The organism is Massilia sp. CCM 8734, assembly GCF_011682155.1.
Classification (GTDB): Bacteria; Pseudomonadota; Gammaproteobacteria; order Burkholderiales; family Burkholderiaceae_D; genus Telluria_A; species Telluria_A rubra.
This window is the reverse complement of record NZ_WHJI01000061.1, coordinates 20,020-34,979: the sequence shown is the minus strand read 5'-3', so window position 1 is coordinate 34,979 and position 14,960 is coordinate 20,020. Positions and strand designations below refer to the sequence as shown.

The window sequence follows — 14,960 nt, the reverse complement described above, 5'->3', positions numbered from 1 at the left end:
AACCGGGGTCAGACCCCGGTTTTGCAAGTTTGGGGTCTGACCCCGGTTTCGCAACAAGCCCGGTTGCAAGTTTTGCAAGTTTGGAAAAAGACTGGGGGTCTGACCTCAATTAAGAAAGTTTCTTAATTGAGGTCGGACCCCGGTTGGCGCGGGTTTGCGTTTTCCAGCGCTGCGCAGCGTTTTGCAGGCGCTGTTAGAATCACCATCTTTCGGGCATGGCCCATCATTTACTTTCAAGGAATACATATGATCAAAGTTGGCATCGTCGGCGGTACGGGTTACACGGGCGTGGAATTGCTGCGACTGCTGTCGGTCCACCCTGATGTGGAGCTGACCGCGATTACGTCGCGTAAGGAAGATGGCTTGCCCGTCGCCGATATGTTTCCTTCGCTCCGCGGCAAGGTGGACCTGGCGTTCTCCGCCCCCGACAAGGTCGACCTGACCAAGTGCGATGTGGTCTTTTTCGCCACTCCGCACGGCGTCGCCATGGCCCAGGCCCCAGCCCTGCTGGCCGCCGGCGTCAAGGTGATCGACCTGGCCGCCGACTTCCGCCTGAAAAACCAGGAAACCTTCGAGCAGTGGTACAAAATCCCGCATACCTGCCCGGAATTGCTGGAAGAGGCCGTTTACGGCTTGCCGGAATTGAACCGCGAAGCCGTCAAGAATGCGCGCCTGATCGCCAATCCGGGTTGTTATCCGACCACGATGCAGCTGGGCTTCGTGCCGCTGCTCAAGGCCAAGCTGATCGACGCCAGCGCCCTGATCGCGGACGCCAAGTCGGGCGTGTCCGGCGCCGGCCGCAAGGCGGAAATCAGCACCCTGTTCTCGGAGTCGAGCGATAATTTCAAGGCCTACGGCGTGTCCGGCCATCGCCACACGCCGGAAACCGTGGCCCAGTTGCAGCGTTTTACCGGCCTGCCGGTCAACCTGATCTTCACGCCGCACCTGGTGCCGATGATCCGCGGCATGCATTCGACCCTGTACGCGCGCCTGACCACCGATATCAGCAACGAAGCCTTGCAGGAATTGTTCGAAAGCACCTACAAGGACGCGGCCTTCGTCGATGTCATGCCGTTCGGCTCGCATCCGGAAACCCGCTCGACGCGCGGTTCGAACATGCTGCGCCTGGCGCTGCATCGTCCAAACAACGGCAATACCGTGGTCATCCTGGTGGTCCAGGATAACCTGGTCAAGGGCGCCTCCGGACAGGCGGTCCAGTGCATGAACCTGATGTTCGGCCTGGAAGAAACCCTAGGCCTGCAACAGGTCGCGCTGCTGCCGTAAGGCAGTACAAGAGCGGGAAGCCCAGCCGCTTCCCGCTGCCGCAATATTAAATCTTAATTAAGCTTTCCATTTGGCTAAGTAGTCTTTATGATGGGTCGTATTTACCCCACCATAAAAAGACTCTCATGCGATTCGTCCGCTCCCTGTTGTCCGCTTTCGTGCTCGGCATCTTCGCCGCGCCCTCGCTTGCTGCCCCCTCCTACACGGTCACGACGCTCAATACCGGCCAGTACGATCAATGGCGCCTGGTCGACAACGCCGGCACCCTGTACGGTTCTTCAAACTGGCGTACGGCATTTCATGCCAATGGCAGCACCACGGTGGTGCATGTCAGCACGAGTCCGTTTCCCACCGGCGCGATCACGGCCATCAGCAATGCCGGCCATATGGCCAGCTACGAATACTGGACAACCATTGGCGACGACGTCTATGCCCATGGCTACCTGACGGTCAACGGCGCCACCACGCTCCTCCCTGCGTTCGGCCATGGCGGCGTCGGCGTGGACACGTTCACCCATGGCGTCAACAATGCCGGCACGGTGGTGGGCAGTTCACGCACCAATCTGCGCCTGCCGGGAGGCGATCCGCATTATCCGCGCTTCGCCAGCCATGCTTATGCATACAGCGACAATAATATGAAGGACCTGGGCACGCTGGGAGGCATCCACAGCAGCGCCTTTGGCATCAATGCCGCCGGGACCATCGTCGGCGGCGCCGACAATGCCGCGTCGGCAAAGCGGGCCTTTATCTATGAGAACGGCAGGATGACCGACCTGGGCGCATTCGCCGGCGGTACCAGCCTGGCAACCGGGATCAATGATGCCGGCCTGATTATCGGCCAGTCGGCGCACCGTGCCGGCAGCGACGTTCAGTCCGCTTTTCTGTACGCAAACGGCGTGATGAGCGACCTGGGCTGGTCGCCGCAGCGCGCTTCCAGCGCCGTCGATATCAATGAGGCCGGCCAGATCATCGGCTATGGTACCGATGCCAACGGCTTGGAGCGCGGCTTCATTTACCAGAACGGCCAACTGCTCCAACTCGATACCGCCGTCGATCCGCTCGACAACTGGATCATCAAGACCACCTACAGCATCAACGACAATGGCCTGATCCTGGCAGATGCCTGCAAGCTGGACGTGTGCGGCACGGTTCTGCTGAGCCCGGTTCCGGAGCCGGAAACCTATGCCATGATGCTGGCCGGACTCGGTTTGCTCGGGTTTTGCGCGCGCCGTCGCGCCAGCGCCGCACGCGCGGCCTGAGCCGCGCAGCGTGCAGGCGCCCGCCGGCTGCCGTAGAGCCAGCCGGCGGTCGGGGAGGCGCCTTGTGGGCGACAGCTCCTGTGTCCGTCCACGCCTGTGGCATCAAAAATTTCAATTTCAATCAATATTTATCTTAAGTTATCTTGCCATCTATGGTGGATGGTATCCATCCCGCACAGAAAGTCGCTCATGACATGTGGCCGCTCCCTGCTGTCCGCCCTGCTGTCCGCCCTGCTGTTGGGCATCTTCGCCGCTCCCGCGTTCGCGGCAGCCCGTCCTACTTGGTCAAGGCGGTCAATACCGGCGGCCAGTACGATTCCTGGCGCCTGATCGACAATGCCGGCACCTTGTATGGACAGGCCATGGGGCGTGCGGCCTATCATTCCGGAGGGACGACGCATGTGTTGGACATACCCACCATGCACGAGTATCCCAATGCCAGGGTCAGCGCCATCAGCAATGCCGGCCACATGGCGACGACCGAGATGTGGGATGTGTACATGCCGGACAGGCTGCTAGGCCTATGTGACCGTGAATGGGGCGAGCACGCATGTTAAGGAGCTCAGTGACGGATCCGGGCTGCCGACCGCCTGGGCCAACGGCGTCAACAACGCCGGCACGGTGGTGGGCAGTTCCAAGACCGATGTGCGCGTTCCTGGGGGCGACCCGTACATTCCGCGTTTCGCGTCGCACGCCTTTGCGTACAGCAACGGCGTCACAAAAGACCTGGGTACCTTTGGCGGGGGGGGGGGCACAGCGGCGCGACCGCGATCAACAACGCCGGGACCATCGTCGGCTATGCCCACAATCCGTCATGGCGCGAGCGCGCTTTCATTTACCAGAACGGCCAGATGACCGATCTCGGCGCGTTCGAAGGCGGCTCCAGCGTGGCGAACGACATCAATGACAGCGGCCAGATCATTGGCCAGTCCGCCCATACCTGGGACACGAGTGTGCAGTCGGCCTTTTTGTACGTGGATGGCGTCATGACCGACCTGGGCTGGTCGGCGGGCAAGTCGTCCCAGGCGGCCGATATCAACAACCTGGGCCAGGTGATCGGCTACGGCGCCGACGCCAAAGGCCTGCAACATGGCTTCATCTACCAGAACGGCCAGTTGCTGCAGCTCGATGCGGCGCTCGATCCGCTCGCCGGCTGGAGCATCCGATCCACCTACAGCATCAACGACCATGGCAAGATCCTGGCCGATGCGTGCGGGCTCGGCGTGTGCGGCGCGGTTCTGCTGAGCCCGGTTCCGGAGCCGGAAACCTACGCCATGATGCTGGCCGGCCTCGGTTTGCTCGGGGTTTGCGCACGCCGCCGCGCCCGGCGCAAGGCTGCAGCCTGACTGCAGCTTGAAATCGGGCCGAATGGCCGCATTATAGGTACACTGGCAGCACCGCCCAGGCCCGCGCCGGGGTGTTGCATTTCACGGTCGCCGGCACTGGCCGATGAGCGTGACTTGTCCCAACAGTCTATAATGACTCATATCCGTTCCCCCGTAGGAGTTCCAAATGAATGCAGTTGCTGAAATGCCAGAAGTGATGCCGGCCCCGATCGTGTTTACCGATAGCGCCGCGCAAAAGGTTGCACAGCTGATCGAGGAAGAGGGCAATCCCGACCTCAAGTTGCGCGTCTTCGTGCAGGGCGGCGGCTGCTCGGGTTTCCAGTACGGCTTCACCTTCGACGAAATCGTCAACGAAGATGACACCACCATGGTCAAGAACGGCGTGAAACTGCTGATCGATTCGATGAGCTACCAGTATCTGGTCGGCGCCGAAATCGACTACAAGGATGACCTCGAAGGCGCCCAGTTCGTCATCAAGAATCCCAGCGCCACCTCGACTTGCGGTTGCGGTTCGTCGTTCTCGGCATAAACACAGTGTGAAGCGCGTCGGCGCAGGCAGCCCTCGCGGCCGCCTGCCGGCTTACGCAGGATACAGGGCGCCCAGGATCCTGGGTCCCTTCGCACCCGTCACCTGGGGCAGATTGCCCGTTTCGCGCCTTGTGAAGCGGTAGCCCAGCCACGCGAACGCCAGCGCTTCGACGTGATTCGGGGCCACGCCCAGGGCGTCGGTTGTTGTCACTTTGGTCTTGCCGCCCAGCGCTTGCGCCAGTGCGCGCAGCAGCGCGCCGTTGTACGCTCCCCCGCCGCACACATATACCGCTTCGACCTCGCTGGCCTGCTGATGGATGGCGCGCGCGATCGCGGTCGCTGTCAGCGCGGTCAGGCTCGCCTGCACGTCTTCAGGCGGCATGGCCGGCGCCTGCGCCAGTCGCTGCCCCAGCCAGTCGGCGTGGAACAGGTCGCGCCCGGTGCTTTTTGGCGCCGCCAGGCGGAAGTACGGTTCGTCGAGCAAGATGCCGAGCAAGGTCGGATCGACTTGCCCGCTGGCCGCCCAGGCGCCGTCGGCGTCGTAGGCCTTGCCCTGGTGCAGGCCGATCCAGTGATCCATCAACACATTGCCGGGACCGGTATCGAAGCCGCTGACCGTGCCGTCGGCATGCAGCACGCTGATATTGGCGATGCCGCCGATATTGACCACCACGCGCGCCTGGCCAGCCTGGCCGAAGCAGGCCTGGTGAAAGGCCGGCACCAGCGGCGCGCCCTGGCCGCCGGCGGCCACGTCGCGCGTGCGGAAGTCGGCGATGACGTCGATCCCGGTCAGTTCGGCCAAGAGGGCGGGGTGGTTGATCTGGCGCGTGTAGCCGAGCTCGGGCCGGTGGCGCACCGTTTGCCCGTGCGCGGCCAGCGCCCGCACCGGGCCGGGGGCGGCCGGCAGCAGGGCCGCCACGCATTCGGCGTAGCAGCCGGCCAGGTGGGCGGCGGCCAGCGCTTCGCGCGCGATTTCATTGTCGCCACTGCTTTGCAGGGCCATCAGGTCGGCGCGCAGGGCGTCCGGGAAGGGCACGAAGGCCGCTTCCAGGGTGCGCATGGCGCCGCCGCCAAAATCGACCAGCACGCCATCGACGCCATCCATGCTGGTGCCGGACATCATGCCGATGTAGAGGGTCGAATGCAGGGTCGAATCCGTGCTCATAAGTAGTCCAATCGAAAAACGCGGGCGAAAAAAAGGGCAGGAGCCGGGATCGATGATCCGGGTCCTGCCCTCGCATGGTACGCGCTGAAGCGTTAGCGCGCCATGGTCGATGCCGTGGTCGGACGCAGCAGGGCGAAGCGGTGCGACATGTCGCCTGCGGCGATCTGGAAGCGTGCGCGTTCGGCCGGCGTCATTGGCGCTTGCGCCAACACCTTGATCGACATCGGATCGACGGCTTCGTTGTTGACGCGGAATTCGTAGTGCAGGTGGGCGCCGGTCGACCAGCCGGTCGAGCCGACATAGCCGATCACGTCACCCTGGCTGACCTTGCTGCCCTTGCGGATGCCTGGCGCGAAACGGCTCATGTGGGCGTAGGCGGTGGTGTAGTTGGCCCAGTGCTTGATGCTGACCAGGTTGCCGTAGCCGCCCTGCACGCCGGCGAAGTCGATCACGCCGTCGCCGGAAGCGCGGATCGGGGTGCCGTTGGCGGCCGCGAAATCGACGCCCTTGTGGGCTTTCCAGGTGCCGGCAATCGGATGCGTGCGCATCGAAAAACCGGAAGAAATACGGGAAAATTCGAGGGGGGACTTGAGGAAGGCTTTTTTGAGGGCTTTGCCGTCGAAGGTGTAGTAGCCGCCCTGCTTGCTGATCGGGTCTTCGTACCAGACGGACTGGTAAGTCACGCCGCGGTTGACGAATTCGCCCGCCAGAATGCGGCCGGCGCGCACCATTTCGCCGTCTTGCCAAAACGTTTCGTAGACCACGTTAAAGCGGTCGCCGCGTTTCAGGTCGGAACGGAAGTCGATACTGGTGGAGAACATTTCGACGATCTGGGCGACGATCACGTCGGGCAGTTTGCCGCCGTCGGTGGTGGCGTCGGTCGCCGAGTAGAGCGAGTTGTTGATTTCGCGGGCGCGCATTTCAACCCGGCGTTCGAGCTTGGCCGGGGCTTCCTCGGCGCTGAACTTGTCGCCGGTGCGGGTGATCGAAATCTGTTTGACCGGGTTGTCGCTGCCGTCGACGACGCTGGCGCGCAGCCATTGCAGTTCGCCGTTTTCATCCGTTTGCGCCTGGACCCGCTTGCCGGTCTTGAGTTGCATCACGGCTTTGGCGACTTTATCGGACTTGATGAAGTTGACGGCGGCGGCATCGTCCACGCCGAGGCGGGTGAGCAGGGCGGCGAGCGTATCGCCCGGACGCACCTTCTCTTCGTGGATGAATTGCTGGTCCTCTTTCTGCAGCGCAGCGATCTGGTCGGCCAGGTTCGGCAGTTCCAGATTTTGTGCGATCGATTTGACCGGCAGGTCGGACGCATCAGGGGCCAGGGGCGCTACGCCCGCGGCACCAAATGCGCACACTGCAAGAAAGACCGCGCCAGCGCCGATGATGCGCGACTTTCGCGTTGTTCCTAGCAGGCCGGTCAAGCGCTTGCCTGTGAATTTGTTTGTAGGGTTCATGCAATCAGTTAAAATTTGCCGCTTGAACATTCGCGTTGAGCACTGAACTATTTCTTGTTATTGTTTTGTTTAGTTTTCATTGGGCAAGATTAATCGGATCGAGCAGTATATCAAACTTTTGAATCTTCCCAACAATTTCGACACTTTGCTACAGATTTATTACAAAGCACCTATGACAACACCTGCCACCTCCAAGCCTGCCGCCCCTGCGCAAGGCTCACCTGTACTGCCGCTGACGGACACCGTGCTGGAAGCGCTGGCCATCACCAAGCGCGGCGTCGACGAGCTGCTGATCGAGAGCGAATTCGCGCAAAAGCTGGCCCGTTCCGAGAAAACCGGCACGCCGCTGCGCATCAAGCTCGGCCTCGACCCGACCGCGCCCGACCTGCACCTGGGCCACACCGTGGTCTTGAACAAGATGCGCCAGTTGCAAGACCTCGGCCACCAGGTCATCTTTTTGATCGGCGACTTCACGTCGATGATCGGCGATCCGTCGGGCCGCAACGTCACGCGCCCGCCGCTCACCAAAGAGCAGATCGAAGAAAACGCGATGACCTACTTCAAGCAGGCCTCGCTGGTGCTGGACCCGTCGCGCACGGAAATTCGCTACAACTCCGAGTGGTGCGACCCGCTCGGCGCGCGCGGCATGATCCAGTTGTCCTCGCGTTACACCGTTGCCCGCATGATGGAACGGGACGACTTCACCAAACGCTTCAAGAGTGGGACACCAATATCGATCCACGAGTTCCTTTATCCTTTGATGCAGGGTTACGATTCTGTCGCTTTAAAGGCCGATCTGGAGCTGGGCGGCACCGACCAGAAGTTCAATTTGCTGGTCGGCCGCGAGCTGCAGAAGGATTACGGCCAGGAACAGCAGTGCATCCTGACCATGCCGCTGCTCGAAGGGCTCGACGGTGTCGACAAGATGTCCAAGTCGAAAAACAACTACATCGGCATCACCGAACCGGCCAACACCATGTTCGCCAAGCTGATGAGCATTTCGGATGTGATGATGTGGCGTTACTTCGAGCTGCTGTCGTTCCGTTCGATCGCCGATATCGCCGCCCTCAAGGCCGAGATCGACGGCGGGCGCAATCCGCGCGATGCTAAAGTGGCTCTGGGGCAAGAAATCGTCACGCGTTTCCACTCGGCCGCAGCCGCTGAAAGCGCGCTGGCCGACTTCGTCAACCGTTCGGCTGGCGGGATTCCCGATGATGCGCCCGAAATGACGGTCGATGGCGCGCCAATGGGCATCGCCCACTTGCTCAAGAAAACGGGTCTGTGCGCGTCCACCGGCGAAGCGATGCGCATGGTCGACCAGGGCGGCGTACGCATCGACAGCGCCGTGGTCAGCGACAAAGCCTTGAAAATCGAAGCCGGCAAATTCGTGCTGCAAGTTGGCCGCCGCAAATTCCTGCGCGTGACCTTCACCGCATGATTGCGCTGCTGCAACGGGTCAGCCACGCCAAGGTGGTGGTCGACGGCGCCGTCATCGGCGCCATCGACGCCGGCCTGTTGGTGCTGCTGTGCGCCGAAAAGGGCGACAGCGAGAAGGAAGCCGACGCCTTGCTGACCAAATTGCTGGGCTACCGCGTGTTTGGCGACGAGGCCGGCAAGATGAACCGCAGCGTGACCGACCTCAACGGTGGCCTGTTGATCGTCCCCCAGTTCACCCTGGCGGCCGACACCAAGTCGGGCACGCGGCCGTCGTTCACCCCGGCCGCCAGCCCGCAGGATGGCTTGCGCCTGTTCGAGCATGTGGTGCGCCAGGCCCGCGCCCGCCACCCAGTGGTCGAAACCGGCCAGTTCGGGGCCGACATGAAAGTGTCGCTGACGAATGATGGACCGGTCACTTTCTGGCTGCAAGTGCACCCAAAATGAAACCAAGCGGGCCGTTTGTGGTCAATATCATCAGTGCAGGAGGTTGCGATGAGACTCTGGAGTGATTCCTTTACCGATGGCGGCCTGATTCCCGCAGAGTGCGCCTTTGCCACGATCGACCCGGACACGCACATCCGCCTGTCCATCAACCGCAACCCGCACCTGGCCTGGGACGACGTGCCCACCGGCACCCAGTCACTGATCCTGTTTTGCTACGATATCGACGCGCCCACGGTCGGCACCAATGTCAATCAAGACGGCGTGGTGGTGGCGGAAGCGTTGCCGCGCGCTGATTTCTATCACTGGACCCTGGTCGATATTCCCGTCGCCATGCGCTCAGTTGCCGAAGGCAAGTTCTCGGAAGGGGTCACGCCGCACGGAAAACCGGGGCCGCTGGTGCCGTTCACCATCAAAAACGGCACCGAGCATCAGTTGCGCCAGGGGGTAAACGATTACACCACGTGGTTTGTGAGCGAGCCGGGCATGGCGGGCGAGTATTACGGTTACGATGGACCTTGTCCGCCGTGGAACGATATGCGCGTGCATACCTATCTATTCTGCATCTACGCGCTCGACATTCCGCGCCTGGCGCTCGAAGGGCGCTTTACTGGCCCCGAGGCGCGCCTGGCCATTCGCGGGCACATCCTCGACGAGGCGCAGATGCTCGGCGTGTATTCGCTCAACCCCGAACTGGCGGCCACCCTGGTTCCTTAGAGAACGCAACTTTTTCAGTCCGGACACGGCGTGTCCGGCTTACCCATGTCCCCGACCACTATCATTCTCATCCGCCACGGCGAAACCGCCTGGAACGCCGAACGCCGCCTCCAGGGCCATATCGACATCGCCCTCAACGACGAGGGCCTGCGCCAGGCCGCCGCCACGGCGGACGCCCTGGCAAGCGAGCGGATCGACCAGGTCGTCTCGAGCGACCTGCAGCGCGCCGCCCTGACCGCCGACGCCGTGGCCCGCACGCGCGCCATTTCGGTGCAGCGTGATCCCTTGCTGCGCGAACGTTGCTTCGGCGGCTTCGAAGGCTTGCTGTACGCCGAGATCGAACAGCGCTTTCCGGTCGAGTTCGCCGCCTGGCAGGCGCGCGAGATCGATGCGCCGATGCCATCCGGCGCCCGCGTGGCCGAAACGTTCCGCCAGTTTTACCAGCGCGCCGTGGCGGCCATCATCAAGTGGGGCGACGCCCATCCCGGCCAGACCCTGGCCCTGGTGGCCCACGGCGGTGTGCTCGAATGCGCCTACCGCGCCGCGCTTGGCCTGTCGCTGGAAACGCCACGCGACTTTCCGGTTCTTAATGCCAGCATCAACCGCTTCCGCGTACTTGACGGCAAGTTGAGCCTGCTCAGTTGGGGCGAGGTCGGACACTTGCAGCCGAAGGTGCTCGACGAGCTCAATTAAGAGCCTATCTCGGTAGGCCGGAGTCGCAGTTGGCGCGCCTGGCAGACGGGGGCGGCGTTGTTCGTCGTTGCATGGCTAGCCATGCGGCCTCCTCGCGCCTTGCCCGCGCCTGCCATGCATCGCCTACGCGCATGTCGCCTACGCGCATGTCGCCTACGCGCATGTCGCCTCCTGCTTCCCCCGGCCTACCGACATAGGCTCTTAGCGCTGTCAAGCCTTCCGATCCGGTTTTTGTGGCCGCGCAGTGCTGTCAAATGAAAAATAGTGCTTATTAATTGAGCAGCACTTCGGGTAAAATAGAGGGTTCCCGCAAACTCAAAGCGTCCCGCCCGTGCAAATTGGTCCTTACTTGCTGCGCAATAATGTTTTCGTTGCTCCCATGGCGGGCGTGACGGATCGTCCTTTCCGACAACTGTGCAAGCAGTTGGGCGCCGGCTATGCGGTGTCCGAAATGGCTGCCTCGAATCCGCGCCTGTGGGCCACCGAAAAAAGTTCGCGCCGCACCGACCACGCGGGCGAAATGGAGCCGAAAGCGGTCCAGATCGCCGGGGCCGACCCGCAAGACCTGGCCGATTGCGCCAAATTCAACGTCGACCGTGGCGCCCAGATCATCGACATCAACATGGGTTGCCCGGTCAAGAAGGTGTGCAACAGTTGGTGCGGTTCGGCCTTGCTGCAGCACGAAGACCTGGTCGAACAGATCTTGTACGCCGTGGTGCGCGCGGTGGACGTGCCGGTCACCCTGAAATTTCGCACCGGCTGGAACCGCGAGAACAAGAACGCCCTGCGCATCGCCCGCATCGCCGAACAGGCCGGCATTCGCATGCTGACCCTGCACGGCCGCACCCGCGCCGACGGCTACAGCGGCGACGCCGAGTACGAGACCATCGCCGCCGTCAAGGCGCAGGTTTCCATTCCGGTGGTGGCCAACGGCGACATCACCACCCCCGAAAAGGCCAGATATGTACTCGCGGTGACCGGGGCGGACGCGGTGATGATCGGGCGCGCGGCCCAGGGCCGGCCGTGGATCTGCCGCGAAATCGACCATTACCTGCGCACCGGCCTGCACCTGCCGGCGCCGGCGGTGGAAGAAGTGCGCGCGCTGATGAACGAACATTTGCAGGCGCATTACGCGTTCTACGGCGAGTTTTTGGGCGTGCGCACGGCGCGCAAGCATATCGGCTGGTATGTACGCGACCTGATCGGCGGGGAAGAATTCCGCCAGCAAATGAACCTGCTCGAATCGACCGAAGCGCAGCTGCGCGCCGTCGATGCGTTTTTTGAAACCCAACACATTCATGGCGAACGGTTACAATACCGGCCCGCGGGCGTTGCTCAAGTAGCATTGGCAGCCTGACACGGCACACAGCCAGCAAGACGACATACCGGAACGACCGCTGCCTGCAGAGCCGCGGCGAAACACTTAATCCGCAGAAAAGCACCAACATAATATGAGCAAAGAAAGTATCCAGGAAGTTGTCCAGAAAAGTCTTGAAGAGTATTTCAACGACCTGGGCGAGCAGCAGGCATCGAACATTTACGACATGGTGGTCCTCACCGTCGAAAAGCCGATCCTCGAAGTTGTCATGACGCGGGCGGAAGGCAACCAGTCGCACGCGGCCCAGATGCTGGGCATCAACCGTAATACCTTGCGGAAGAAATTGCAGGAACACGGATTGCTGTAACTAGTCATTAGCACACACTGAGTGGCCGTGCTATCGAGCGCGAGCCCATCGCGCCCGAGGGGTGCGCCAGTGCAAACACCGAATACTCCACAACCAGGCCACTCACCATGATCAAACAAGCCCTCATTTCCGTTTCCGACAAGACCGGCGTGCTCGACTTTGCACGCGCGTTGTCCGCGCTCGGCGTCGGCATCCTGTCCACCGGCGGCACCGCCAAGTTGCTGGCCGATAACGGCGTGCCTGTCACGGAAGTGGCCGACTACACGGGCTTTCCCGAAATGCTCGATGGCCGGGTCAAGACCCTGCACCCAAAAGTGCACGGCGGCATCCTGGCGCGCCGCGACTTTCCTGAGCACGTCGCCAAGTTGAGCGAGCACGACATTCCAACCATCGACATGGTGGTGGTTAACCTGTATCCGTTCCAGGCCACCGTGGCCAAGGATGATTGCTCGCTGGAAGACGCGATCGAAAACATCGATATCGGCGGCCCGACCATGCTGCGCTCGGCCGCCAAGAACCACAAGGATGTGATCGTCATTTGCGATCCGACCGACTACGCCCAGGTGCTGGCGGAAGTGACGGCCGGCGAAGTGCCTTACGACACCAAGTTCCGCCTGGCCAAAAAAGTGTTCGCTCACACCGCGCAATACGACGGCGCGATCACGAACTACCTGACCAGCCTGGGCGAAGACAAGGCGCACGCTACCCGCGCGGCTTACCCGCAAACCCTGAACATGACGTTTGAAAAAGTGCAGGACATGCGCTACGGCGAAAACCCGCACCAGTCGGCCGCGTTCTACCGCGACCTGGCGCCGGCCGCCGGTTCCCTGTCCGCCTACAAGCAATTGCAGGGCAAGGAACTGTCGTACAACAATATCGCCGACGCCGATGCGGCGTGGGAATGCGTCAAGTCGCTCGGTGGCCTGGGCCAGCCGGCCGGCTGCGTGATCGTCAAGCACGCCAATCCGTGCGGCGTGGCAATCGGCGCCGATGCGCTGGACGCTTACAGCCGCGCCTTGCAGACCGACCCGACCTCGGCTTTTGGGGGCATCATCGCCCTGAACGTTGAGCTCGACGGCAAGACCGCCGAAGCGATCGCCAAGCTGTTCGTCGAAGTGCTGATCGCGCCATCGTTCAGCGCCGAAGCGCGCGCCATCATGGCGGCCAAGCAGAACGTGCGCCTGCTGGAAATTGCGCTCGGTTCGTCCAATAACCCGTTCGACGTCAAGCGCGTCGGCGGCGGCTTGCTGGTGCAGTCGCCGGATGCGAAAAATGTCGGACTGGAAGAACTGCGCGTGGTCACCAAGAAGCAGCCTACCCAGCAGCAATTGCAGGACATGATGTTCGCCTGGCGCGTGGCCAAGTTCGTGAAATCGAACGCCATCGTCTTCTGCGCCAACGGCATGACCCTGGGCGTGGGCGCCGGCCAGATGAGCCGCATCGACTCGGCCCGCATCGCCTCGATCAAGGCCCAGAACGCCGGCCTGACCCTGGCCGGTTCGGCGGTGGCGTCGGATGCCTTCTTCCCGTTCCGCGACGGCCTCGATGTGGTGGTCGACGCGGGTGCGACCTGCGTGATCCATCCGGGCGGCTCGATGCGCGACCAGGAAGTGATCGACGCCGCCGACGAGCGCGGCGTGGTGATGCTGTACACCGGCGCGCGCCATTTCCGTCATTAATTTCGGCGCGGTGCGCAAGTTTGGTACACCGAAGTTTCTCCGGCGGTATACCATTCGTCCATGATTATTCTTGGCATTGACCCGGGCCTGCGCACCACAGGCTTCGGGCTTATCGAAAAGCAGGGCAACAAGCTGCGCTACATCGCCTCCGGCACCATCAAGACGGTATCGGAAGGCGAGCTTCCCGGCCGTCTCAAGATCATCCTCAATGGGATCGCCGAGCTCGTGCGCACCTACCAGCCGCACTGCGCGGCGGTGGAAAAAGTCTTCGTCAACGTCAATCCCCAATCGACCTTGCTGCTCGGGCAAGCGCGCGGCGCCGCCATTACGGCGCTGGTCGGCGCCGACCTGTCGGTGGCCGAGTACACCGCGCTGCAAGTCAAGCAAGCGGTCACCGGGCACGGCAAGGCGGCCAAGGAACAGGTTCAGGAAATGGTGGCCCGTCTGCTGGTGCTGCCGGGCCTGCCCGGAACCGACGCCGCCGATGCGCTCGGGGTGGCCATCTGCCATGCCAACAGCATCGATGCGCTGGCGCTGCTCGGCGCGCTGGCGCCTTCGCTTTCCGGCCTGCGCATGAAGCGCGGCCGTCTCGTTTAACCTCGCTTGAAGGTCTTCCCATGATCGGACGTATTTCCGGAGTTTTGCTCGAAAAAAATCCGCCGCAGTTGCTGATCGATTGCAACGGCGTCGGCTATGAAGTCGATGTGCCGATGAGTACCTATTACGACTTGCCCGCCCTCGGCGCGCAAGTGACCCTGTTCACGCATCAGGCGATCCGCGAAGATGCGCATTTGCTGTTTGGCTTCGGCAATGCGGCCGAGCGCGCCGTGTTCCGCCAGTTGATCAAGATCACCGGCGTGGGGGCGCGCACGGCGCTGTCGATCCTGTCGGGCATGACGGTGAACGACCTGGCCCAGGCCGTGACCTTGCAGGAAGCGGGGCGCCTGGTGAAGGTGCCCGGCATCGGCAAGAAGACGGCGGAACGTTTGCTGCTGGAACTGAAGGGCAAGCTCGGCGCCGATCTCGGTTCGGTCGGCGGCGTGGTGCAGCACGATGCGAAATCTGACATTTTGAATGCGCTGCTGGCCTTGGGGTATTCTGACAAGGAAGCCACTGCCGCGCTGCGCAATATGCCGGCCGGCAGCACCGTCTCGGACGGCATCAAGTTCGCGCTCAAGGCGCTGTCCAAAGGTTAATGCTGTCAACCTAAGCAACGTCATTCCCGCGAAGGCGGGAATCCAAGTTTTAGCCGCGCTAACATCTATCTAA

The 14,960-nt window shown here is 62.2% G+C and carries 16 protein-coding genes; 14 read left to right on the top strand and 2 right to left on the bottom strand.

Annotated features, from left to right (window positions below; translation table 11 throughout):
- Positions 1-246 precede the first annotated feature (246 nt).
- The 5 genes from argC (at position 247) to erpA (ending at position 4,418) form a co-directional block, all read left to right on the top strand.
- Positions 247-1,284 carry an N-acetyl-gamma-glutamyl-phosphate reductase gene (gene argC / locus F2P46_RS33270; protein WP_166898479.1) on the top strand — a complete coding sequence of 346 codons (1,038 nt, stop codon included), beginning with the start codon at positions 247-249 and terminating at the stop codon, positions 1,282-1,284.
- A 125-nt stretch (positions 1,285-1,409) separates the two neighbouring features.
- Positions 1,410-2,543, top strand: a complete 1,134-nt coding sequence (locus tag F2P46_RS33265; protein ID WP_166898477.1) for an FxDxF family PEP-CTERM protein — start codon at positions 1,410-1,412, stop codon at positions 2,541-2,543.
- 281 nt (positions 2,544-2,824) lie between these two features.
- Positions 2,825-3,100 carry a hypothetical protein gene (locus tag F2P46_RS33260; protein ID WP_166898475.1) on the top strand — a complete coding sequence of 92 codons (276 nt, stop codon included), beginning with the start codon at positions 2,825-2,827 and terminating at the stop codon, positions 3,098-3,100.
- Positions 3,101-3,115: 15 nt separating this feature from the next.
- The gene (locus F2P46_RS38065; protein WP_166898487.1) at positions 3,116-3,889 is read left to right on the top strand and encodes an FxDxF family PEP-CTERM protein; all 774 of its coding nucleotides are present in this window, start codon (positions 3,116-3,118) and stop codon (positions 3,887-3,889) included.
- A 166-nt stretch (positions 3,890-4,055) separates the two neighbouring features.
- Complete coding sequence (gene erpA / locus F2P46_RS33250; protein ID WP_166898474.1) at positions 4,056-4,418, top strand: iron-sulfur cluster insertion protein ErpA; 363 nt, start codon at positions 4,056-4,058, stop codon at positions 4,416-4,418.
- 51 nt (positions 4,419-4,469) lie between these two features.
- On the opposite strand, the gene F2P46_RS33245 is transcribed toward erpA, so the two are convergent.
- Positions 4,470-5,582 (bottom strand): anhydro-N-acetylmuramic acid kinase, encoded by a 1,113-nt coding sequence (locus tag F2P46_RS33245; protein WP_166898472.1) that lies wholly within the window; start codon positions 5,580-5,582, stop codon positions 4,470-4,472.
- 92 nt (positions 5,583-5,674) lie between these two features.
- Positions 5,675-7,039, bottom strand: a complete 1,365-nt coding sequence (locus tag F2P46_RS33240; RefSeq protein WP_166898471.1) for a peptidoglycan DD-metalloendopeptidase family protein — start codon at positions 7,037-7,039, stop codon at positions 5,675-5,677.
- Positions 7,040-7,211: 172 nt separating this feature from the next.
- Here F2P46_RS33240 and tyrS point away from each other — a divergent pair, with 172 nt between their 5' ends.
- The 9 genes from tyrS to ruvA all read left to right on the top strand — a co-directional run bounded on the left by tyrS (position 7,212) and on the right by ruvA (position 14,887).
- Positions 7,212-8,477, top strand: coding sequence for a tyrosine--tRNA ligase (gene tyrS / locus F2P46_RS33235; protein ID WP_166898469.1), 1,266 nt, complete (start codon positions 7,212-7,214; stop codon positions 8,475-8,477).
- Positions 8,474-8,920 (top strand): D-aminoacyl-tRNA deacylase, encoded by a 447-nt coding sequence (gene dtd / locus F2P46_RS33230; RefSeq protein ID WP_166898468.1) that lies wholly within the window; start codon positions 8,474-8,476, stop codon positions 8,918-8,920. Before tyrS ends, dtd begins: the two co-directional genes overlap by 4 nt.
- Before the next feature lie 48 nt (positions 8,921-8,968).
- Positions 8,969-9,634: a YbhB/YbcL family Raf kinase inhibitor-like protein gene (locus F2P46_RS33225; RefSeq protein WP_166898466.1), complete on the top strand. Its 666-nt coding sequence runs from the start codon at positions 8,969-8,971 to the stop codon at positions 9,632-9,634.
- A 45-nt stretch (positions 9,635-9,679) separates the two neighbouring features.
- Positions 9,680-10,327: a histidine phosphatase family protein gene (locus F2P46_RS33220; RefSeq protein ID WP_166898465.1), complete on the top strand. Its 648-nt coding sequence runs from the start codon at positions 9,680-9,682 to the stop codon at positions 10,325-10,327.
- Between the two features lie 331 nt (positions 10,328-10,658).
- A complete protein-coding gene (gene dusB / locus F2P46_RS33215) occupies positions 10,659-11,684 on the top strand; it encodes a tRNA dihydrouridine synthase DusB (RefSeq protein WP_166898463.1) in 1,026 nt (341 codons plus the stop codon).
- Positions 11,685-11,778: 94 nt separating this feature from the next.
- Entirely contained in the window at positions 11,779-12,012 is a 234-nt protein-coding gene (locus F2P46_RS33210; RefSeq protein WP_054266301.1) for a helix-turn-helix domain-containing protein, read from the top strand.
- Between the two features lie 107 nt (positions 12,013-12,119).
- Positions 12,120-13,691 carry a bifunctional phosphoribosylaminoimidazolecarboxamide formyltransferase/IMP cyclohydrolase gene (gene purH / locus F2P46_RS33205; protein WP_166898462.1) on the top strand — a complete coding sequence of 524 codons (1,572 nt, stop codon included), beginning with the start codon at positions 12,120-12,122 and terminating at the stop codon, positions 13,689-13,691.
- A gap of 60 nt (positions 13,692-13,751) precedes the next feature.
- On the top strand, positions 13,752-14,288 hold the full coding sequence (gene ruvC, locus F2P46_RS33200) for a crossover junction endodeoxyribonuclease RuvC (protein WP_166898460.1): 537 nt from the start codon (positions 13,752-13,754) through the stop codon (positions 14,286-14,288).
- Between the two features lie 20 nt (positions 14,289-14,308).
- On the top strand, positions 14,309-14,887 hold the full coding sequence (gene ruvA / locus F2P46_RS33195; RefSeq protein ID WP_166898459.1) for a Holliday junction branch migration protein RuvA: 579 nt from the start codon (positions 14,309-14,311) through the stop codon (positions 14,885-14,887).
- Positions 14,888-14,960: the final 73 nt, after the last annotated feature.

Bases quoted from the DNA above. Each gene is read 5' to 3' on its own strand.
- tyrS (WP_166898469.1), top strand. From the start codon at position 7,212: ATGACAACACCTGCCACCTCCAAGCCTGCCGCCCCTGCGCAAGGCTCA.
- argC (WP_166898479.1), top strand. From the start codon at position 247: ATGATCAAAGTTGGCATCGTCGGCGGTACGGGTTACACGGGCGTGGAA.
- F2P46_RS33220 (WP_166898465.1), top strand. From the start codon at position 9,680: ATGTCCCCGACCACTATCATTCTCATCCGCCACGGCGAAACCGCCTGG.
- F2P46_RS33240 (WP_166898471.1), bottom strand. From the start codon at position 7,039: ATGAACCCTACAAACAAATTCACAGGCAAGCGCTTGACCGGCCTGCTA.
- F2P46_RS33210 (WP_054266301.1), top strand. From the start codon at position 11,779: ATGAGCAAAGAAAGTATCCAGGAAGTTGTCCAGAAAAGTCTTGAAGAG.
- ruvC (WP_166898460.1), top strand. From the start codon at position 13,752: ATGATTATTCTTGGCATTGACCCGGGCCTGCGCACCACAGGCTTCGGG.
- F2P46_RS33225 (WP_166898466.1), top strand. From the start codon at position 8,969: ATGAGACTCTGGAGTGATTCCTTTACCGATGGCGGCCTGATTCCCGCA.
- dtd (WP_166898468.1), top strand. From the start codon at position 8,474: ATGATTGCGCTGCTGCAACGGGTCAGCCACGCCAAGGTGGTGGTCGAC.
- ruvA (WP_166898459.1), top strand. From the start codon at position 14,309: ATGATCGGACGTATTTCCGGAGTTTTGCTCGAAAAAAATCCGCCGCAG.
- F2P46_RS33245 (WP_166898472.1), bottom strand. From the start codon at position 5,582: ATGAGCACGGATTCGACCCTGCATTCGACCCTCTACATCGGCATGATG.
- F2P46_RS33265 (WP_166898477.1), top strand. From the start codon at position 1,410: ATGCGATTCGTCCGCTCCCTGTTGTCCGCTTTCGTGCTCGGCATCTTC.
- erpA (WP_166898474.1), top strand. From the start codon at position 4,056: ATGAATGCAGTTGCTGAAATGCCAGAAGTGATGCCGGCCCCGATCGTG.
- purH (WP_166898462.1), top strand. From the start codon at position 12,120: ATGATCAAACAAGCCCTCATTTCCGTTTCCGACAAGACCGGCGTGCTC.